Annotated in this window: 22 protein-coding genes; 13 read left to right on the plus strand and 9 right to left on the minus strand. The window is 66.8% G+C overall.

What is annotated here, in order from left to right:
- Nucleotides 1-13 precede the first annotated feature (13 nt).
- Nucleotides 14-874 carry a PHP domain-containing protein gene (locus IB232_RS05180; RefSeq protein WP_192397480.1) on the minus strand — a complete coding sequence of 287 codons (861 nt, stop codon included), beginning with the start codon at nucleotides 872-874 and terminating at the stop codon, nucleotides 14-16.
- 65 nt (nucleotides 875-939) lie between these two features.
- Here IB232_RS05180 and IB232_RS05185 point away from each other — a divergent pair, with 65 nt between their 5' ends.
- The 6 genes from IB232_RS05185 to IB232_RS05210 all read left to right on the plus strand — a co-directional run bounded on the left by IB232_RS05185 (nucleotide 940) and on the right by IB232_RS05210 (nucleotide 4,942).
- Nucleotides 940-1,530: a septation protein A gene (locus tag IB232_RS05185; protein ID WP_192397481.1), complete on the plus strand. Its 591-nt coding sequence runs from the start codon at nucleotides 940-942 to the stop codon at nucleotides 1,528-1,530.
- Nucleotide 1,531: 1 nt separating this feature from the next.
- Nucleotides 1,532-1,831 carry a YciI family protein gene (locus IB232_RS05190; protein WP_192397482.1) on the plus strand — a complete coding sequence of 100 codons (300 nt, stop codon included), beginning with the start codon at nucleotides 1,532-1,534 and terminating at the stop codon, nucleotides 1,829-1,831.
- A 51-nt stretch (nucleotides 1,832-1,882) separates the two neighbouring features.
- Nucleotides 1,883-2,308 (plus strand): hypothetical protein, encoded by a 426-nt coding sequence (locus IB232_RS05195; RefSeq protein WP_192397483.1) that lies wholly within the window; start codon nucleotides 1,883-1,885, stop codon nucleotides 2,306-2,308.
- Between the two features lie 28 nt (nucleotides 2,309-2,336).
- Nucleotides 2,337-3,014 carry a response regulator transcription factor gene (locus IB232_RS05200; protein ID WP_137971617.1) on the plus strand — a complete coding sequence of 226 codons (678 nt, stop codon included), beginning with the start codon at nucleotides 2,337-2,339 and terminating at the stop codon, nucleotides 3,012-3,014.
- A 105-nt stretch (nucleotides 3,015-3,119) separates the two neighbouring features.
- Entirely contained in the window at nucleotides 3,120-3,563 is a 444-nt protein-coding gene (locus tag IB232_RS05205) for a Spy/CpxP family protein refolding chaperone (RefSeq protein WP_192397484.1), read from the plus strand.
- Nucleotides 3,564-3,619: 56 nt separating this feature from the next.
- Nucleotides 3,620-4,942, plus strand: a complete 1,323-nt coding sequence (locus IB232_RS05210) for a sensor histidine kinase (RefSeq protein ID WP_192397485.1) — start codon at nucleotides 3,620-3,622, stop codon at nucleotides 4,940-4,942.
- Between the two features lie 332 nt (nucleotides 4,943-5,274).
- Here the strand turns inward: IB232_RS05210 and IB232_RS05215 are convergent, their stop codons facing one another.
- Nucleotides 5,275-5,832: a nitroreductase family protein gene (locus tag IB232_RS05215; RefSeq protein WP_192397486.1), complete on the minus strand. Its 558-nt coding sequence runs from the start codon at nucleotides 5,830-5,832 to the stop codon at nucleotides 5,275-5,277.
- Between the two features lie 30 nt (nucleotides 5,833-5,862).
- Nucleotides 5,863-6,210, minus strand: coding sequence for a YkgJ family cysteine cluster protein (locus IB232_RS05220; RefSeq protein WP_192397487.1), 348 nt, complete (start codon nucleotides 6,208-6,210; stop codon nucleotides 5,863-5,865).
- 190 nt (nucleotides 6,211-6,400) lie between these two features.
- On the opposite strand from IB232_RS05220, the gene IB232_RS05225 reads away from it, so the two are divergent.
- Entirely contained in the window at nucleotides 6,401-7,855 is a 1,455-nt protein-coding gene (locus tag IB232_RS05225; protein WP_192397488.1) for a TrkH family potassium uptake protein, read from the plus strand.
- A 163-nt stretch (nucleotides 7,856-8,018) separates the two neighbouring features.
- Here IB232_RS05225 and IB232_RS05230 read toward each other — a convergent pair whose 3' ends face one another.
- Nucleotides 8,019-9,020, minus strand: a complete 1,002-nt coding sequence (locus IB232_RS05230) for an AraC family transcriptional regulator (protein ID WP_192397489.1) — start codon at nucleotides 9,018-9,020, stop codon at nucleotides 8,019-8,021.
- Between the two features lie 127 nt (nucleotides 9,021-9,147).
- Between IB232_RS05230 and IB232_RS05235 the strand changes: the two genes are divergently transcribed.
- From IB232_RS05235 to IB232_RS05245, 3 genes are all read left to right on the plus strand, one after another.
- Nucleotides 9,148-9,465 (plus strand): Mpo1-like protein, encoded by a 318-nt coding sequence (locus tag IB232_RS05235; protein ID WP_192397490.1) that lies wholly within the window; start codon nucleotides 9,148-9,150, stop codon nucleotides 9,463-9,465.
- Between the two features lie 10 nt (nucleotides 9,466-9,475).
- Nucleotides 9,476-10,063, plus strand: coding sequence for an HD domain-containing protein (locus IB232_RS05240; RefSeq protein ID WP_192397491.1), 588 nt, complete (start codon nucleotides 9,476-9,478; stop codon nucleotides 10,061-10,063).
- Nucleotides 10,064-10,208: 145 nt separating this feature from the next.
- Entirely contained in the window at nucleotides 10,209-11,597 is a 1,389-nt protein-coding gene (locus IB232_RS05245; RefSeq protein WP_192397492.1) for an adenylate/guanylate cyclase domain-containing protein, read from the plus strand.
- Between the two features lie 168 nt (nucleotides 11,598-11,765).
- On the opposite strand, the gene IB232_RS05250 is transcribed toward IB232_RS05245, so the two are convergent.
- The 3 genes from IB232_RS05250 to IB232_RS05260 form a co-directional block, all read right to left on the minus strand.
- On the minus strand, nucleotides 11,766-12,602 hold the full coding sequence (locus IB232_RS05250) for a class I SAM-dependent methyltransferase (RefSeq protein WP_192397493.1): 837 nt from the start codon (nucleotides 12,600-12,602) through the stop codon (nucleotides 11,766-11,768).
- A 93-nt stretch (nucleotides 12,603-12,695) separates the two neighbouring features.
- Nucleotides 12,696-13,724, minus strand: a complete 1,029-nt coding sequence (locus IB232_RS05255; RefSeq protein ID WP_192397494.1) for a glycosyltransferase family 4 protein — start codon at nucleotides 13,722-13,724, stop codon at nucleotides 12,696-12,698.
- On the minus strand, nucleotides 13,721-14,530 hold the full coding sequence (locus IB232_RS05260; protein WP_192397495.1) for a UDP-2,3-diacylglucosamine diphosphatase: 810 nt from the start codon (nucleotides 14,528-14,530) through the stop codon (nucleotides 13,721-13,723). The genes IB232_RS05255 and IB232_RS05260 overlap by 4 nt, the downstream gene beginning before the upstream one ends.
- Nucleotides 14,531-14,663: 133 nt before the next feature.
- Here IB232_RS05260 and IB232_RS05265 point away from each other — a divergent pair, with 133 nt between their 5' ends.
- From IB232_RS05265 to IB232_RS05275, 3 genes are all read left to right on the plus strand, one after another.
- On the plus strand, nucleotides 14,664-15,413 hold the full coding sequence (locus IB232_RS05265; RefSeq protein WP_192397496.1) for a helix-turn-helix domain-containing protein: 750 nt from the start codon (nucleotides 14,664-14,666) through the stop codon (nucleotides 15,411-15,413).
- A 91-nt stretch (nucleotides 15,414-15,504) separates the two neighbouring features.
- Nucleotides 15,505-15,840: a tRNA-binding protein gene (locus tag IB232_RS05270; RefSeq protein WP_192397497.1), complete on the plus strand. Its 336-nt coding sequence runs from the start codon at nucleotides 15,505-15,507 to the stop codon at nucleotides 15,838-15,840.
- Between the two features lie 48 nt (nucleotides 15,841-15,888).
- The gene (locus tag IB232_RS05275; protein WP_192397498.1) at nucleotides 15,889-16,761 is read left to right on the plus strand and encodes a DMT family transporter; all 873 of its coding nucleotides are present in this window, start codon (nucleotides 15,889-15,891) and stop codon (nucleotides 16,759-16,761) included.
- On the opposite strand, the gene IB232_RS05280 is transcribed toward IB232_RS05275, so the two are convergent.
- Nucleotides 16,758-17,036, minus strand: a complete 279-nt coding sequence (locus tag IB232_RS05280; protein WP_137971601.1) for a SelT/SelW/SelH family protein — start codon at nucleotides 17,034-17,036, stop codon at nucleotides 16,758-16,760. The two genes, IB232_RS05275 and IB232_RS05280, sit on opposite strands and share 4 nt — an antisense overlap.
- A gap of 94 nt (nucleotides 17,037-17,130) precedes the next feature.
- The gene (locus tag IB232_RS05285; RefSeq protein WP_192397499.1) at nucleotides 17,131-19,170 is read right to left on the minus strand and encodes a FimV family protein; all 2,040 of its coding nucleotides are present in this window, start codon (nucleotides 19,168-19,170) and stop codon (nucleotides 17,131-17,133) included.
- Nucleotides 19,171-19,348: the final 178 nt, after the last annotated feature.

Consider the following 19,348-nt stretch of genomic DNA (forward strand, 5'->3'; position numbering starts at 1 on the left):
GAACTCTCCCTGCTCAGGCGGTAATAGCGCGTGCATGGTCGAAGCGCTCCCATAGAGGAGACAGGTCTTCCGGCAACGGACGGTACATGCCCAGCTCCGACCAGTCGCCCGGGGCGTGAAAATCGCTGCCAACACTGGCCAGCATGCCAAATTCACGGGCCAGGATGGCCAGGCCGCCGACCTGCTCAGCCGGCTGCAAACCATTCACCACTTCCAGGGCGTGGCCACCGGCGGCGATAAAGTCGGCCACCAGGCGCCGCCGCTTGCTGCGGGTGAAGTCGTACTGCCAGGGATGCGCCAGGCTGATCCAGGCACCGGCGGCCTTGAGCGTGCCGACCGCCTGTTCCAGCGTCGGCCAGTGCTGTTTCACGTCACCCAGCTTGCCCGAGCCCAGCCACTTGCGGAACGCCTCGGCGTGGTCACGCACATGCCCCGCGCGCACCAGGAACTCGGCGAAGTGCGGCCGCGCCGGCGCGTTGCCGCTGTCGCCCAGACCCTGCTGGATCGCCCGCGCACCTTCCAGGGCTCCGGGCATGCCCTTGGCCGCCAGGCGCCGGTCGATTTCCTCGGCGCGCAGCCAGCGCCCCTGATGCAGCTCGGCGATGGCCTGGGCCAGGGCCGGCGCATCGCTGGCGAAGGCGTAGCCGAGCACATGGATGGTCGCGCCACCCCAGGTACAGGACAGCTCGATGCCGTTGACCAGGCGCAGGCCCAGTTCGCCGGCTGTGCGGCGCGCCTCGTCCAGCCCTTCGAGGGTGTCGTGGTCGGTCAGCGCCAGCAGCTGCACGCCCCTTTCGTGGGCGCGAGTGACCACAGCGGCAGGCGCGAGAACGCCGTCCGAAGCGGTGCTGTGGCAGTGCAGATCGACCTTCATGGCGCGTCTTTCGTTAATGGGGTTGTTTGTTATTATGCCGCCACATCCCGCTTCTGGCTGCCGCCGTGAAACAATTCATCGATTTCATCCCGCTTATTCTGTTCTTCATCGTCTACAAGCTCGATCCTCGCACCGTCGAACTGGCCGGCCACAGCGTCGAGCTGGGCGGCATCTTCAGCGCCACCGCGGTGCTGATCATCAGTTCGATCCTGGTCTATGGCGTCCTGTTCCTTCTGCAGCGCAAGCTGGAGAAAAGCCAGTGGCTGACCCTGATCGCCTGCCTGGTGTTCGGCAGCCTGACCCTGGCCTTCCACAGCGAGACCTTCCTCAAGTGGAAGGCTCCGGTGGTCAACTGGCTGTTCGCCGCCGGCTTCCTCGGTAGCCACTTCATCGGCGACAAGGTGCTGATCCAGCGCGTCATGGGCCACGCGGTACAGCTGCCGCAGCAAATCTGGACGCGCCTGAACCTGGCCTGGGTGGCCTTCTTCATCTTCAGCGGTTGCGCCAACCTGTTCGTCGCCTTCACCTTCCACGACATCTGGGTCGACTTCAAAGTCTTCGGCAGCCTCGGCATGACCGTGCTGTTCCTGGTCGCTCAGGGCGTCTACCTGGCGCGCCACATCCACGACGAAACCCCGCAGCAAAGCAAGGACTGACATGCTCTACGCCATCATTGCCAGCGATGCCCCCGAGTCCCTGGAGAAGCGCCTGGCTACCCGCCCCGCCCACCTGGCCCGCCTGGAACAGCTGAAGAACGAAGGCCGCCTGGTGCTGGCCGGCCCGCACCCGGCGGTGGACAGCGTCGACCCCGGCCCGGCCGGCTTTTCCGGCAGCCTGATCGTCGCCGAGTTCGAATCCCTGACCGCCGCCCAGAGCTGGGCCGACGCCGACCCTTACCGTACCGCCGGCGTCTATGCCAGCGTGCTGGTCAAGCCTTTCAAGCAGGTGCTGCCCTAACCCCACACACGACGCAGGCCCATAACAATAATTCGAAAACTGGAGTCCCTCATGCGCCAAGGCCCGCTCTACCTGTTGCTCACCGCTCTCTGCGTCATCCCCGCGCTGCACGCCGAAGAATCCCAACCGCTGGCCCTCAACCCGACGCCGGCCAGCGCCCCGGTCGCTGCACCGGCCAGCGACAGCACCGCGCAGATCGCCGCCCTGCAGCAGCAACTGGCGGAGAGCGAGCGCCAGCGCAGCGAACTGCAGGCCGCCACCTCCGGCGAGCGCGAGACCGCGCAGATCGGCCGCCTGCGCCAGGACAACCAACGCCTCAAGCTGCAGCTCAAGCAGGCCCAGGCCGAGCAACCGCCGCGCCTGTTCAGCGAGCAGCAGCTGTGGTTCGCCATCGGCGCCGGTACCGCCCTGCTGGCCTTCATCGTCGGTCGCCTGAGCGCCGGCGGCCGGAACAAACGCCGCAGCGAGTGGGTCTGACCGCTCCACCTGAAGAACCGACGCCACCATGACCGACCTGCTGCTGATCGACGACGACCGCGAACTCTGCGAGCTGCTGGCCAGCTGGCTGCAGCAGGAAGGCTTCAACGTGCGCGCCAGCCATGACGGCGTCAGCGCCCGCGCCGCGCTGGCCGAACAGAGCCCGGCGGCGGTGATCCTCGACGTGATGCTGCCCGACGGCAGCGGCCTGGAACTGCTCAAGCAGTTGCGCAGCGAACACGCCGAACTGCCGGTGCTGATGCTCTCGGCCCGCGGCGAGCCGCTGGACCGCATCCTCGGCCTGGAGCTGGGCGCCGACGACTACCTGGCCAAGCCTTGCGACCCGCGCGAACTGACCGCCCGCCTGCGCGCCGTGCTACGCCGCAGCCTGCCGGTGGCCACGCCCACCCGCGTCGAGCTGGGCGACATCAGCTACAGCCCGCAACGCGGTGTGGCCAGCCTCGGCGAGCATGAGATCACCCTGACCCTGTCCGAGGGCCGCATCCTCGAGGCGCTGCTGCAGCAACCCGGCGAGCCGCTGGACAAGCAGGCCCTGGCGCAACTGGCGCTGGGCCGCAAGCTGACCCTCTACGACCGCAGCCTGGACATGCACGTCAGCAACCTGCGCAAGAAGCTCGGCCCGCATCCAGACGGCCGCCCACGCATCGTCGCCCTGCGCAGCCGCGGCTACTACTACGCGCCCTGAGCCGCATTTACTCAGCCTTTACCCTGAGCTGACTGCGCTTGACCTTGCCCTCCCTAGACTGGGCTCATCCGGTAACCCGCCGGTTTCGAGACAAGGAGACACATCATGCGCAAGACCCTCACCGCCCTGCTCCTGGCCGCCAGCCTGCCGACCATCGCCCTGGCCATGCCCGAGGGCGCACCCGGCGAGCCGGGGCACTGCAACAAGGCCATGCACGGCGAGCATCGCGGCCACGGCATGCGGATGCTCAAGGACCTCGACCTCAGCGCCGAACAGCGCGAGCAGATGGGCAAGCTGATGCACGAGCGCAAGAGCGATCCGCGCGAAATCACCCAGAAGTACCTGAGCAAGCTGCCGCAGGCCGATCAGGATGCCCTGAAGAAGGAACTGGAAACCGCCCGCCTGGAGCATGACAAGGCCTTCCGTGCCATCCTCACGCCGGAGCAGCAGAAGACCTTCGACGCGCGCAAGGTGGAGATGGACAAACGCCGCGCCGAGCGTGCCGAGTTCGAGGCCTGGAAGGCCGAGAAGGACAAGCAAGCCCAGTAAACCAGCGTTATCCGGCCCGGCTCCATGAGCCGGGCTTTGCTATTTGAGGAGTTCCCATGCGTTCACTGTTCTGGCGCATCTTCGCCAGCTTCTGGTTGGCCGTCGCCCTGGTCGCCGGCCTGTCCATGCTGCTGGGCCGTGCGCTGGACCAGGACTCCTGGGTACTCGGCCGCCATCCGGCACTCAAGGATGTCGCCGAACTGTGGAGCCAGCTCTACGAACGCAATGGCCCGGAGGCCGCCCAGCAGTTTCTGGAGAAGCGCAAGCAACGCTACCGGGTGAACATCCAGGTCCTCAACGAAGAAGGCCAGGCCCTGGTCTACGGCACCTTCCCTCCGCGCGCGGCGGCCTTCGAGGCCCGTCACGACAACCCCAAACGCCTGCCCTGGCGCCGCATCACCGAGGAATACCACAGCCCGACCACAGGCGAGACCTACCTGTTCATCTACCGCATTCCCCACCCGGAGATGATGGCCTGGCACCGCGAGAGCCTGTTCTGGCCGCTCAGCGCCCTAGCCATCGCCCTGGTGGTGCTGACCGCCATCAGCCTGCTGCTGACCCTGTCCATCACCCGCCCGCTCGGCCGCCTGCGTGGCGCCGTGTACGACCTCGGCCAGACCGCTTACCAGCAGAACAGCCTGGCGCGCCTGGCCGACCGCGGCGACGAATTCGGCGTACTGGCCCGCGACTTCAACCGCATGGGCTCACGTTTGCAGGACCTGATCGGCAGCCAGCGCCAGTTGCTGCGCGACGTGTCCCACGAGCTGCGCTCACCGCTGGCGCGTCTGCGCGTGGCCCTGGCCCTGACCGAGCGCGCCGAGCCAGCCCAGCGCGACCAGCTGTGGGGCCGCCTGACCCAGGAATGCGATCGCCTGGAGGCGCTGATCGCCGAGATCCTCGCCCTCGCCCGTCTGGATGCCGACCCCGGCACCCCGCAGCCGGTGGATCTGCGCCGGTTGCTCGACGGCCTGCTGGAAGATGTCGCCCTGGCCGCGCCCGAGCAGCGTCTGCAGGTACGCATGGACAGCCGCCCGATTGCCCTGCAGGGCTGGCCGGACATGCTCGGCCGCGCGCTGGACAACCTGCTGCGCAACGCCCTGCGCTTCAACCCGGTGGAGCAGCCGATCGAGATAGAGGTGAGCCAGCAGGATGGCCAGCTGCGCATCGCCGTACGCGACCATGGCCCTGGCGCCCCGGCAGACATCATCGAGCGCCTGGGCGAACCGTTCTTCCGCGCCCCGCAGCAGAGCGCGCCGGGTCACGGTCTGGGCCTGGCCATCGCCCGCCGTGCGGCGGAGCGCCATGAGGGGCGGCTGTTGCTGGCCAATCATCCAGAGGGGGGATTTGTCGCCACCCTGGAGTTGCCGACAAGCTGCTGACTGGTCACACCACCCCAATCGATACCCGAGGAACACGGATGCTCAGAGGTTTCAGAAAACTACTTTTCTTTTCCCTAATGTTGACCGGCATGGCTCTATTGATGGGCCAGAACTGGAACTATTGGGGAGCGTATTCAATGGCGCTAGCCATGGCTATTGACGTTCTATTTAGCTTTTATACGCGTGAGGTTTTCGGACAAGGCGGCTGGTTTTCGCTGAGCGAGCAACCGCTTGTCTACTGGGTAAGCGTTATTAGCTATGCCGGATGCAGCGTATTCGGGTTCTACTGGGCACTCACGAGACTGCAGTAGCCATCCGTCAAACTCAAAAAATTAACCCTGCCAGGCGCTGACGAACTGCACTGGCTCCAGCGCCGGTGGCGTGCGGCGCTCGCCTTCGAAACTGCCAACATAGACGAAGCCGACGATCCGCTCGCTGGCGTGCAGGCCGAGCCCGGCCAGCACCCGCGGGTGGTGGGCCAGGGCGCCGGTGCGCCAGATGGCGCCGAAGCCCAGTTCCTGGGCCGCCAGCAGCAGGCTGTGGGCGGCGCAGCCGGCGGACAGCACCTGTTCTTCCTGCGGCACCTTGGGGTGTTCGCTCAGGCGGGCGACCACCACGATCAGCAACGGCGCGCGCAGCGGCATGGCGCGGGCCTTGTCCAGTGCCTCGGCCTTGTTCGCCGGATCGCTGGCCATGGCCGTGGCGAACAGTTCGCCGAGGCGCACACGGGCATCGCCCTCGATGGTGAGGAAGCGCCAGGGGCGCAGCTGGCCATGGTCCGGCGCGCGCAGGGCGGCGCGGAACATCAGCTCGCGCTGGGCGGCATCGGGCGCCGGCTCCAGCAGGCGGCCGACGGATACGCGATTGAGCAGCAGATCGAGGGCTTGCATGGCCATCTCCAAGGGAAGCAGGCGGGCATTCTAGCCGAAGTGTTCAGGCGTCAGCGGCGGCAGACCATAGGCGGCACGCGCCGCATCACAATGCGGGTTGTGCTGGCCATCTTCCCAGCTGGCGGTGAACTCGCGGCAGGTGCTGGAACGCTGCTCATACACAGTGCAGCGGGTGCCGCAGCCCACCTCGCCCTGCAGGCCGATGCAGCGCACCGGCTTGGCGGTAGTGCCGAGCATGGCCACATGGTAGGGGCCGATCTGCTCGACCAGATGATCGGGCACTGTGCCGCCGGCGGACTGGCATTCGCCCCAGTAGAAGGACACACGGAAGTTGGCGCAGCAGGCGCCGCAGGCGAGACAAGGATGGTTGGCGGACATGGCGAGAACACGGTGAGCCGAACATGCGCCGGCGAATGGAGCCGTATTCTATGAATCGGCCGGCCGCTGTGAAGCCCCACACGGCGGATTTACAGGGCATGGCGCCAAGGTAGAATGGCGCCCCACCGCAGCCTCGCCGGCTCCCGCAATGCCGGCGCACTAGACTCAAGGCAACCACGAAAGGAACCCGATGTCTCTGCCTACCCTACGCATCCTCGCCTTCATCAACGGCATCTTCCTGATCACCCTGGCCGTGAGCATGCTGGTGCCGGTCGGTACCCTGCTGGTGTTCGAGCAGCCGCGAGGCATCAACGCCTTCCTCTGGTCCAGCCTGATCACCTTCGTTGCCGGCATCGTGATGATCGCCCAGGGCCGCCCGCAGCATGGCCAGCTGCGCCCGCGTGACATGTACATGCTGACCGTGTCCAGCTGGGTACTGGTGTCGCTGTTCGCCACCCTGCCGTTCATCTTCACCCAGCACGCCAGCTTCACCGACGCCTACTTCGAGAGCATGTCCGGCATCACCGCCACCGGGGCCACCATCTTCACCGGGCTGGACAGCATGTCGCCGGGCATCCTGATCTGGCGCTCGCTGTTGCACTGGCTGGGCGGCATCGGCTTCATCGCCATGGCCGTGGCGATTCTGCCGATGCTGCGCATCGGTGGTATGCGTCTGTTCCAGACCGAGTCCTCGGACCGCTCGGACAAGGTCATGCCGCGCTCGCACATGGTCGCCAAGTACATGGTGGTGGCCTACGTCGGACTCAGCGCCCTGGCGGTGCTGGGCTTCTGGCTGGCCGGGATGAACCTGTTCGACGCGATCAACCACGCCATGTCGGCAATCTCCACCGGCGGCTTCTCCACCTCCGACGCCTCGCTGGCCAAGTGGCAGCAGCCGGCCGTGCACTGGGTGGCGGTGGTGGTGATGATCCTCGGCAGCCTGCCGTTCGTGCTCTACGTCTCCACCCTGCGTGGCAACTATCGGGCGCTGATCCGCGACGAGCAGGTGCGCGGCTTCATGTTCGTGTTGCTCGGCAGCTGGCTGGTGCTGGCCACCTGGTACACCCTGACCACCCAGCTGCACTGGTTCGAGGCGCTGCGCCACGTGGCGGTGAACACCACCTCGATCATGACCACCACCGGCTTCGCCCTCGGCGACTACAGCTTGTGGGGCGGCTTCTCGACCATGCTGTTCTTCTACCTGGGCTTTATCGGCGGCTGCTCCGGCTCCACCGCCGGTGGTTTGAAAGTGTTCCGCTTCCAGGTCGCCTTCATCCTGCTCAAGGCCAACCTGATGCAGCTGGTGCACCCGCGCGCGGTGATCAAGCAGCAGTACAACCGCCATCGCCTGGACGAGGACATCGTCCGCTCGATCCTGGCCTTCTCGTTCTTCTTCACCATCACCATCGCCGCCCTGGCACTGGCCCTGAGCCTGTGCGGGCTGGACTGGATCACCGCGCTGTCCGGCGCGGCCAGCACGGTGTCCGGCGTGGGTCCGGGGATGGGACCGATCATCGGCCCGGCCGGCAACTTCTCCAGCCTGCCGGACACGGCCAAGTGGCTGCTGAGCGCCGGTATGCTGCTGGGCAGGCTGGAAATCCTCACCGTACTGGTACTGCTGCTCCCCGCCTTCTGGCGCCACTGATGCACAGCGTGGCCAAGCTACTGCGCGTCCCGCTGGCGTCGTTGCGTCCTCGCTCAAGGCTCGCCTAGCAGACGCTATGTCTCGCCTTTCGCTGCGGCGCGCCTAGCCAGCAGACCGCTCGCTACGCTTGGCCACGCTGCGCACACCGAGCCGCCTGCTGGCCTCACAACCGTGCGCGGTACTCGCCCGGCGTGGCATCGAACCAGCGGCGGAAGGCGCGGAAGAAGTTGCTGGGGTCGGCGAAGCCGAGCAGGTAGGCGACTTCCAGCAGGGTCAGGTTGGGCTGGGCCAGGTACTGCTCGGCCAGCTCGCGGCGTGTGTCGTCGAGCAGCTGCTGATAGCTGGTGCCCTCCTCCTGCAGGCGACGCTGCAAGGTGCGCTCGGACAGCAGCAGCGCCTGGGCCACCGCCTCGCGCTTGGGCTCGCCCTGGGGCAGCAGGCGGCACAGCACCTGGCGCACCTGGTGGGTCACCCGGCTCTCGGAGAAGCGCGCCAGGTACTCGCCGGCGAAGCGGTCGTGCAGCTGCGCCAGTGCCTCGTTGGCCGAAGGCAGCGGAGTCTCCAGATCGGCGCGGGCGTAAAGCAACGAGTAGTGCTCAGCATTGAATTTCAAGGGTGCCTGGAACACCTGCTGGTACAGCTCCAGATTGGCCGGCGCCGGGCCCTGGAAGCTGACCAGCAGCGGCGTGATCGGCTTGCCAGTGAGCCAGCGGCAGAACGCCAGGGAATAGGCCAGCGACGCCTCGGAACTCTGCCGCGCCGGCGGCAGGCGATCACCGTGGATCGCCTGGATCAGTTCGTAACCCTCGGGCGAGGGCCGCAGGCACAGGTCCGAGCCCTCGGCGATGATGCGCTGGTAGCGCACCAGGCGATTGAAGCCCTCCAGCAGGTTGCGGCTGGACATCAGCGCATAGCCCACCACATGGAAGGACGCCGGCCTGACCACCTTGGCCATGTTCAGGCCGATGGCCGAGTTGCCGGAAGCCTCCACTGCCAGGTGCCAGAGACGGGTCATGGCGTCCTGCGGGAAGCGCGCGTCCGGGTCGGTCAGGGCCGCGTAGTCGAGCCCCAGCCGGACGAACAGCGCACGGCAGTCGACGCCGCCCAGCTCCAGGGCCTGGACGATGCCGGAAGCCCAGCTGGAGGAAGTGGTACGTTCGCTCATGGTTTGTTCTTATCGTTGGTCAGCACGGCCGGTCTGGCGCCAAGAGGATACTAAACTGGCCCTGTATGTCACTGGCCGCGGAAGACAGTCCGCATAGACTGGCGTCGACAATGACAGGAGGTACGCCATGAGCGCCGAAACCACCGATCGCTTCAACAGCTTCGCCGAGTTTTACCCCTATTACCTGCAGGAGCACAGCAACGATGTGTGCCGCCGCCTGCACTATGTCGGCAGCCTGCTGGTGCTGAGCATCCTCGGCTACGCCCTGTTCACTCAGCAATGGCTGTGGCTGCTGGCCATTCCCCTGGCAGGTTACGGCTTCGCCTGGGTCGGCCACTTCGTGTTCGAGAAGAACAAGCCGGCCACCTTCAAGTACCCGCTGTACAGCCTGATGGGCGACTGGGTGATGCTCAAGGACGCCTTTACCGGTCGTATCCGCTTCTGAGGCCGTCGCCATGTCCGTACACGCCCGCTTCACCCATATGGAAGACGGCACGGCAGACGACTGGGCCATCATCGCCAAGGATTTCGCCCAGTACGCCACCCGGCTCCCCGACCGCATCCTCAGCCATCTGCGCCTGCTCGACGGCGACTTCGGCGGCTTTCCCATCGACCGCCTGAGCCACTCGCTGCAGACCGCCACCCTCGCCTATCGCGATGGCCGCGATGAGGAGTACGTGGTCTGCGCCCTGCTCCACGACATCGGCGACACACTCGGCACCTACAACCATCCGGACATCGCCGCGGCCATGCTCAAGCCGTTCGTCAGCGCCGAGAACCACTGGATGGTCGAGAAGCACGGCATCTTCCAGGGCTATTACTTCTTCCATCACCTGGGCATGGATCGCCATCTGCGCGAGCAGTTCAAGGACCACCCGCAGTACCAGGCGACCATCGAGTTCTGCGCTCGCTACGACGCCGCCGCCTTCGATCCGCAAGGCGAGGCGCTACCGCTGGAGTTCTTCGAGCCCATGCTGCGCCGGGTGTTCGCCCAGCCCAGGCAGTCGCTGTACAAGGCCGCCATGCAGCGCCAGCCGGCGTGATCGCATTCTGCCATTCGGCGGTCGCGCTTGGCCGCCGGATGGCAGCTGGTTATGATCCCTCACCCGCCATAGCCTTGGCTCAGGTCTTGCAGCCGTTCAGGCGCTCGTCAGAAGCGCCAGAAAAACATCAGGGATCGCTCCATCCATGAAGTCCAACGTCCAGGAAACACCCAGGGCGCAGCCTGCCCCCTTGCTCCGCGAATACTACTCGCGGGTACTGGCCTACATCGCCCCCGCTGCTGCCATCGCCGCCGGTACCTATAGCAACCACTTCGGCTACAACATCCTGTGGATGGTGCCGTACGCCCTGCTCTACCCGCACCTGGCCTACCACCTGGGCAACCGCTTCAAGCGCGATCATCCGCAACAGACCAACCTGGTCCTGCTGTTCCTCGACGCCATCCATGCCGGTGCCGCCGGCGTACTGATGGGCTTCTCCATCGTGCCCACGCTGATGTTCCTGCTGACCCTGGCATTCAGTTCGCTGATCGCCGGCGGCCTTCGCAACATGGGCCTGGCCCTGCTCATCGCCGTCGGCAGCATGGCGCTGAACACCGCGCTGATCCATCCGGAAATCAATATCTCCACACCCAGCCTGGTGGCGACGACCAGCATCCTGCTGACCACCCTGTATATCTGCATCACCGCCTTCTTCGTTCACGAGCAGGGCATGCGCCTGACCCAGGCGCGCATCGAGATCAAACGCGAGCAGGAAAAGGCCGCGCGCCTGGCGCGAAACCTGGCCAAGTACCTGTCGCCGCAGGTCTGGGAAATGATCTTCAGCGGCAAGAAGCACGTGCGCCTGGAGACCCAGCGCAAGAAGCTCACCGTGTTCTTCTCCGACATCAAGGGCTTCAGCGAGCTGGCCGAAGAGCTGGAAGCCGAGCAGCTCACCGACCTGCTCAACACCTATCTCAACGAGATGTCGAAGATCGCCCTCAAGTACGGCGGCACCATCGACAAGTTCGTCGGCGACAGCGTGCTGGTGTTCTTCGGCGACCCCTCCAGCCAGGGCGCCAAGAAGGACGCGGTGAACGCCGTGTCCATGGCCATCGCCATGCGCAAACACATGAAGGTGCTGCGCCAGCAGTGGCGCGCCCAGGGCATCACCAAGCCGCTGGAGATCCGCATGGGCCTCAACACCGGCTACTGCACCGTGGGCAACTTCGGCGCCGACACGCGCATGGACTACACCATCATCGGTCGCGAAGTGAACCTGGCCAGCCGCCTGGAAAGCTCCTCGGAAGCCGGCGAGATCCTTATCTCCCACGAGACCTACTCGCTGATCAAGGACGTGATCATGTGCCGCGACAAGGGCCAGATCGCAGTCAAGGGCTTCAGCCGTCCGGTGCAGATCTACCAGGTGGTGGACTTCCGCCGCGACCTGGGCGCCCGCTCCAGCTACGTCGAGCACGAGCTGCCGGGCTTCTCCATGTACCTGGATACCAACGGCATCCAGAACTACGACAAGGAGAAGGTCATCCAGGCGCTCAACCAGGCCGCCGAAAAGCTACGCGACAAAATCATCCTGTAGAACCTGTTTACGATCTTGCGAGCTAGAGAAAAACAAGGCCTAGGCGGCCCCGCAGAAGTGGCTGAGAAAGCGGACTGGGCTCGCACGCGAGTTTACATAGCGTAAATGAGCATTCCGAAGCCACTTTCAACGCAGTTTTTCCGACGCGCAGCAGATCGTAAATAGGTTCTACGGAGCGGCCTGCGCTTCGATCATCCAACAGGCCGCCTCGAACTCCACCCGCCCGCCCCGCACGAAAGGCGCGAACGCCCCGCACAAGCGCTCGACCAGCGCCGCCCTGGCGCCCTCCTCCAGCTCCTGCAGCGCGATGCCGACCGGGCCCAGCCGGCTCAGGTAAGGCACCAGCGCAGACTCCGGCATGCTCAGAGGCACATCCAGCGGGCTTATCTCCACGCCGCCCCAGCCGCTTGCCGCCAACAGCTCCCGCACCCGCTGCGTCTCGGCGAAGGCGAACTGCCCCGGCGAGCCCGGGCGACGCACCGGCAGCTGCGGCAGCCAGGGAGCGGCCGTGCGCTCGGCCAGGGTCATGAAGGGATTCTCCGCGGCGCTGCGCCAGACGATCAGGCGCAGCTTCGCCCCGTCACTGGCGGCGCGGCGCAGGTTGGCGAAGGCGGCCTGGGGATCGGCAAAGAACATCACGCCGAAGCGCGAGATCAGCCGGTCGAAACTGGCGGGGTCGAACACATGGCTCTGCGCGTCGGCGCAGACGAATCGCGCCTGGCTGCCCTCGCGCTCGGATCGCGCCTGGGCCAGGGCCAGCATCGGTGCGGAGACATCGACGCCGACGCAGTCGGCATCCTGCCGACGCGCCGCGGCCAGGGTGGTGGCGCCGGTGCCGCAGCCGATATCCAGCACCCGCTCGTGGGCCTGCAGGCCGTCGATCAGCACCGGCTCGAAGGGCGCAAAAAGCTCGTCGAGCAGCGCCTGGGAGTCCACCCAGGCTTGCCCGCCGGCACCATTCCACAGTCGGCTTTGCTCCTCGGACAGCGATTGCAGCGTACTCATGTCGTGCTCCTCACGATGGTAATCGTCAGGAGTACTCTGCCAGTTCAAGTCGACTTGAGGTCAAGCGCCTTTTTGCGGAGAGCTCGCAGAACCTCAGGTGCTCGGCAGCGCGTCCGGCTCACCGCACGGCTCGCCGTCCAGCAACGGCTGCGCCGCCAGGAACTCCAGCGCCGAGGCGCGCCAGGACTGGCGCGCGGCATGTTCGGCGCACACCGCCCTATCCAGCTGCAGCGCCGCCCGACAGGCCTGGCCCAGGTCCTCGTCCATCACCCCGGTCACGCCCTGCTCCAGCACATCCAGCGGCCCGGCCACCGGGAAGGCCGCCACCGGCGTACCACAGGCCAGCGCCTCGAGCATCACCAGGCCAAAGGTGTCGGTACGCGAGGGGAACACCAGCACGCTGGCTCCCGCGAAGGACTGCGCCAGCGCCTCGCCCTGCTGGAAGCCGAGGAAACGTGCCTGCGGGTAATCGTGCTCCAGCACCGTCCGCTCCGGGCCATCGCCGACCACGCGTTTCTCGCCCGGCAGCTCCAGATCGAGGAAGGCACGCAGGTTCTTCTCCGCAGCCAGGCGACCGACGTAGAGAAACACCGGCGCGACCGGAGCCTGCAGTTGCGGGCGGAAGCGCGCGCCGTCGACACCTTTGCGCCACAAGCGCAGCCGGCCGAGGCCCTGGGCGGCGAACTCCTCGCGCAGGCGCTCGGTGCTCACCAGCACCGCCTGGCTGGGCCGATGGAAGCGGCGCAGGTAGGCATAGCCCCAGCTCAGCGGCAGCCACGACCAGCGGGTATGCACGTACTCGGGGAAGCGGGTGTGGATGGCGCTGGAGAATACCAGCCCGCGCCGCATCAGCCAGCGCCGCGCGGCCCAGCCCAACGGGCCTTCGGTGGCCAGGTGCACACAGTCCGGACGAAAGTCGCGGATCGCCGGGCCGACCCGCCACAGGTCCCAGGTCAGGGGAATCTCCGGGTAGCTCGGGCATGGCAGGTGGTTGAAGTCCTGCGGCGACAGCACCTTGACCAGGTGGCCGAGGCTGCGCAGCTCGCCAACCAGTGCCTGCAGGCTGGTGACCACGCCATTGACCTGGGGATGCCAGGCATCGCTGACGATGAGAATCCTCATGCCGCCTGCCCGAGGGTCGCCAGCGCGTCGGCCTGTGCCTGCTCATCGGCCAGCCGGTAGAGCTGGATACTGCCGTCCAGGTGCTCGATCAGCGCCGTGCACGACTCCACCCAGTCGCCGCAATTCATGTACTCGACCCCTCCGACCCGGCGGATCTCGGCGTGGTGGATATGGCCGCAGACGGCGCCGTCCAACCCGCGCTTGACGCACTCGTGGGCGATGGACTCCTCGAAGTCACTGATGAAGTTCACCGCCGTCTTGACCTTGTGCTTGAGAAACGCCGACAGCGACCAGTAGCCGTAGCCCCAGCGCTCGCGCCAGTGGTTGAGCCAGCGGTTGAGGGTCAGTGTGAACTCGTAGGCCGAGTCGCCGAGGAAGGCCAGCCACTTGTGGTAACGGGTGATCACGTCGAACTGGTCGCCATGGATCACCAGCAGCTGGCGGCCGTCGGCCGTGGTATGCACCGCCTCGTCAACTAGCTGGATATTGCCGAGCATCAGCGTGGAATAGCGACGCAGGAATTCGTCGTGGTTGCCGGTGACGTAGATCACCTCCGTGCCGCGCTTGCTCATGGTCAGCAGGCGGCGGATCACGTTGGTGTGCGCCTGCGGCCAGTAGATGCCGCCGCGCAGCTTCCAGCCGTCGATGATGTCGCCGACCAGGTAGATACGGTCGGCCTGGTAGCGCTTGAGGAACCCGGCCAGGCGCTCGGCCTGGCAATCGCGGGTGCCTAGGTGAACATCGGAAATCCACAAGGTGCGGACATGCTGCTTGCGACTGGGCTTGCTGCGCTCGGCGATGCTCATGGGCGGCCTCCGGCTGGGTTTAGCCGAGATTGCGCGCCCGCGGTGAAATGACCATGACAGGAAAATGGCGATTACATGACGACCAGCGCGGCTGTTCCGGCATGTACACTGACCGCTCGATCAGGAGTTCGCCATGCAGCAGCTGCTCTCCCTGCGCCACTACCACCACGAACAGATTGCCCACAGCCACGAGCATGCCCAGCTGGTATTCGGCCTCAGCGGCCAGCTGGACTTCGAAGTGGGCGGGCGCGGCTGCCAGGTCTCCAGCCTGAGCCTGGCCGTGGTGCCGCCGGGCGCTCACCACGCTTGCGCCAGCCCCCGGGGCAGCCAGTGCCTGGTGCTCGACGTTCCGATGGATGGCTGGCTGCAGCAGCGTCTCGGCCACCACGCCGATGCCAGCCGCCGCCTGCTGGACAGGCCCGGCCGACTGCAGCTCGACCCGGCCCAGGGCCAGTTGGTCAACTGGCTGGCAGCCAGCCCGATCAACGATGAAGTGATCGGCCAGCAAGGCGCCGCCCTGCTCCTGGCCAGCCTGAGCAACACCGCCGCGCCCGCACCGATCACCCTCGGCCTGCCGCTGGCCAGGATCGAGGCCTATATCGAGCGCCACTGCGCCCATCCGCTGCAGGTGGCCGACCTGGCGCGCCTGTGTGGTCTGTCGGCGGCGCGCTTTCATGCGCGTTTCCTCGCCGAAACCGGCCACACGCCGATGGAGCATGTCCGCGCCCTGCGCCTGCAACTGGGGCGCCGGTGGCTGCTGCACAGCCGCCTGCCGGTGGGCGAGATCGCCGCGCGGGTCGGCTACGCCTCGCAGAGTGCCTTTACCGCGGCGCTGGTCCGCGAGTTCGGCCTGACGCCACGCCAGCTGCGCACGAGCGCCTGACGCGAGTCGCGCGACAAAGCCCGCGAGTCCTGCGACAGACCACCGTGCGCTGCACGCCTAGACTCTGCCGATCATCAGGAGAGTTGCCGTCATGCAGACCATCGAATGGCAGGACTTCGAGCGCGTGGAACTGCGCGTCGGCACCCTGCTCAACGCCTACCCCAACGCCAAGGCGATCAAGCCGGCCTATGTGCTGGAGGTCGACCTGGGCGAGCTCGGGGTAAAGACCTCCAGCGCCCAGCTCACCGCCCACTATGGCGCCGCGGAGCTGATCGGCCGCCAGGTGCTGTGCGTGTGCAACTTCGCACCGAAGCGGATCGCCGGCGTGCGCTCCGAAGTGCTGGTGACCGGCGTCTACGATCAAGACGGCAAGGTGGTACTGGCCAGCTTCGACAGGCCTCTACCCAATGGCGCGCGACTGGCCTGAGCCTGTTCCGCGTCAGCTTTACTCCGTTTCCCGCAGCCTGGAAAAATCATGCAACACCGCACTGCCCTCTTCGCCCTGCACCTGGGCGCACTGTTCTTCGGCCTGTCCGGCATCTTCGGCAAGCTGGCGCTGGCCGCACCGCTGGTGATCGTGTTCGGCCGCGCGCTGTTCGCCGTGGCCGCCCTCGGCGTATTCGCCCGTCTGGGCGAGCCGCTGGCGACCATCAGCTGGCGCCGGCGCCTGGCCCTGGCCGGCGCCGGTCTGCTGCTGGGCGGGCACTGGTGGGCGTTCTTCATCGCGGTGAAAGTCTCGGGCGTGGCAGTGGCCACCCTCGGCTTCGCCAGTTTCCCGGCCTTCACCGTGCTGCTGGAGGGGCTGCTATTCCGCGAGAAGGTGCGCCTGGCCGAATGGGGCGTGGTGGCGCTGGTCAGCCTCGGCCTGGTGCTGGTGACCCCGCACTTCGACCTGGGCAGCGACGCCACCATCGGCCTGGCCTGGGCGATCTTCTCCGGCCTACTGTTCGCCCTGGTCTCGGTGTCCAACCGCGCCACCACGGCCGGGGTGAAGCCGGCCCAGGCCGCCCTGTGGCAGAACCTGGCGATCCTGCTGGTGACCTTGCCGCTGGCCTGGTCGGCCCTACCCGAGGTACGCGCGCTGGACTGGCTGTGGATCGGCCTGCTCGGCCTGCTGTGCACGGCGCTGGCGCACAGCCTGTTCGTCGCCAGCCTGCGCGTGCTCAACGCGCGCAGCGCCTCGGTGGTGTTCGCCCTGGAGCCGGTCTACGGCATCGCCTTCGCCTGGTGGCTGTTCAACGAGCAGCCCGGCGTGCGCATGCTGTTCGGCGGCGCGCTGATCCTGCTGGCCACGGTGATCTCGGCACGCCTGAGCAAGCATGCGGCCAGCGTCGAGGATGTGGCCTAGCGGTCGTTGTGGCCCAGGTCGCGCTCGGGATCGATCAGGTCGCGCAGGCGCTGCTTGAGTACCTTGGCCTCGGGAAAGCCTCCATCGGCCTTGCGCTCCCACAGCTGCACCCCGTCGCAGACGATGCGGAACACCCCGCCGGTGCCCGGCTGCAGGCTGACCATGCCGAGCTCGTCGGCGAAGGTGCTGAGCAGCTCCTGGGCCAGCCAGGCGGCACGCAGCAGCCATTGGCACTGGGTGCAGTAAGTGATCACCACCTCGGGTTTGCTGGTCATGCGGCGGCTCCTGGCCTGAATCGGGGCGCCATGATAGCGCCGTAGAAAGGACAACGCCGTGGTCATGCCACGGCGTCGGCCTTCCCGCCCTTGATCATGCGATCTTCGCCAACAGCTCCCGGGCGCGCTCGCGCTCTTCCTCATCACCCTCGCTGATCACCTCGTTGAGGATGTCGCAGGCGCTGCCAATATCGCCCTGCTCGATATAGGCCAGCGCCAGGTTCAACTTGACCAGATGCTCGCGGTTCCCAGCCAGGTGATCCAGGTCGCTGTGCAGCGGCCCCTGGCGCTCCTTGGTCGGCTCCGGCGACAAGTCGTCGTCCAGCACCTGCTCCTGGGGCAGCTCGGCGAAGGACTCCAGCACCTCCATCTCCAGCACTTCCGGCAGCTCCTGCAGGTTGGAGCGGAAATGCGGATCGGGCGCCTGCTCCTGCGCGGTCCGCGCCCGCACTGACTGCTCGGGCCGGAACGGGCTGACCAGATCCCAGTCGGCGTCCAGCGACAGGTCGTCGAGATTGAGCTGGAACTCGTCCGGCGCCACCACGACCGGCTCCGGCTCGTCCAGCTGCAGCACCGCGTCGGCCAGCGGCACCTCCTGCTGTGGGCGTTGCAGCGCAGCGTAGCGCGCACGTATCTGGTCAACCTGCACATGACTGGCGCCCAGCTCGCGCAGCCGGCGCTCCTGCTCGAAGAAGGCGGCGGCATCGCCCAGCTCGCCGTACACCTCGAACAGACGCAGGCGCAGGTCGAGCCGCTCGGGATGCTGGATCAACGCCTTGCGCAGGACATTACCGGCATCGGCGAAGCGGCCATACGCGATATAGATATTGGCCCCCTCCAGCGGGTCGGCGGCACTGGCGGGCAGTCGCTGTGCGGGCGGCGGAGCCATTACTGTCTGAAGCTCCTCCTCGTCGACCTGCAGCGGCGGCTCCGGGGCCGCCGCCGGCTGCGGCGTGGCCAGCACACGCAACTCCGGCCTGGGCTCGGGAGTGATCGGCCGGCTCTGTGGCTCGGGCTCGCGCAACGGACGCCGGCGGCCGAGCAGCCAGGCACTCGCCAGCAGGATGAGGATCAGCAAGAGGCTGCCCAGCCACAGCGCCCAATCCCAGCCGCGTTCGGCCGGTGCAGGCACGAGCGGGCGGGAGGGCTGCGCCACCGGTTGCGGCTCGGCCACCGCGGGCGCGGGCGCCGACTGGCGCTGTTGCAGGTCATCGCGAATCTGCTGCAGCTGGCGATCCTTCTCGGCCATCTGCGCCTGCAGCTGGACCAGCTGGCTCTGCAGAGCGTCCACGGCGCTGCGCAGCTCCTGGTTCTGTGCGGTGACGCCGGCCAGCTCGGCATCCCGCCGCTCGACCTCAAGCGGTGCTACGGCGGCCGGCTGCTCGGCGGGCTGGTCGATCGGTTGTGCGACCGGCGCATTGCTAACGACTGGCGCGGCCGATGCCGAGTCGGGCAACAACAGCTCAGCCTCGGCGCGCAGGCGATTGCGATCACCGCCGCTGAACGCGTCTGGGTTGAGCGCATGCAGGTCGGCCATTAGCGCTTCGCGGCTGCTCGTACTGCCACCGGCCTGCAGGCGCCCGGCGATGCTCCACAGGCTGTCGCCAGGCTGCACCCGGTAACGCTCACCACGGCTGGCCAGCGGCATTGCCCGCGGCGGCGCGGTCGGGCGCACCGGCGGAGCCTCAGCTTCCTGGGGCTGCGGCTCCAGGCTTACCTGCGGACTGAAAGCGGCCGAGCCTGGCGGGTCAATCAGCACCGTGTATTCACGCAGCAGGCTGCCCCCCGGGCGCGCCACCTCGATGATGAAGTTCAGGTACGGCTCGCGCACCGGCTTGCTGGACGCCACCCGGATCAGGTTGCGTCCGCCACCCAGTACCGGGGTGAAGCGCAGGTCGTTGAGAAAGTAGAAGCGATCGACGCCAGCGCGATTGAAATCTTCGACGCTGGCCAGGCGGACCTTGATCTCGTCGGCGCTCAGGTCGCCGACTTCGAGCAGCTCGATCTGCGCGTCCAGCGGCTGGTTCAGTGCCGAATGCAGACTGATTTCACCCAGCCCCAGGGCGGGCACCAGGCCGGAGTAGAAGGCAGACCCGGAAACGAGGGTCAGCAGCAGGTGACGGATGCGAGCCATAGGCTCCTCCCCGACACGGCCTGACCGGCATATCCCTGGGCGTAATGATTTATCCCCGGCGGGTCTGGCGTGTGCTCAGCACTTGTCGGGCAGGCGTTCCCTTGCGGCCCGGCAAGCCCGCCCAGAGAGGTGGTATTTGAGTACCGAACTGGCGGGCATAAGGGCAGCTTAAGAAAGC

Origin of the sequence: Pseudomonas sp. PDM15 (genome assembly GCF_014851565.1) — a bacterium.
GTDB lineage: Bacteria > Pseudomonadota > Gammaproteobacteria > Pseudomonadales > Pseudomonadaceae > Aquipseudomonas.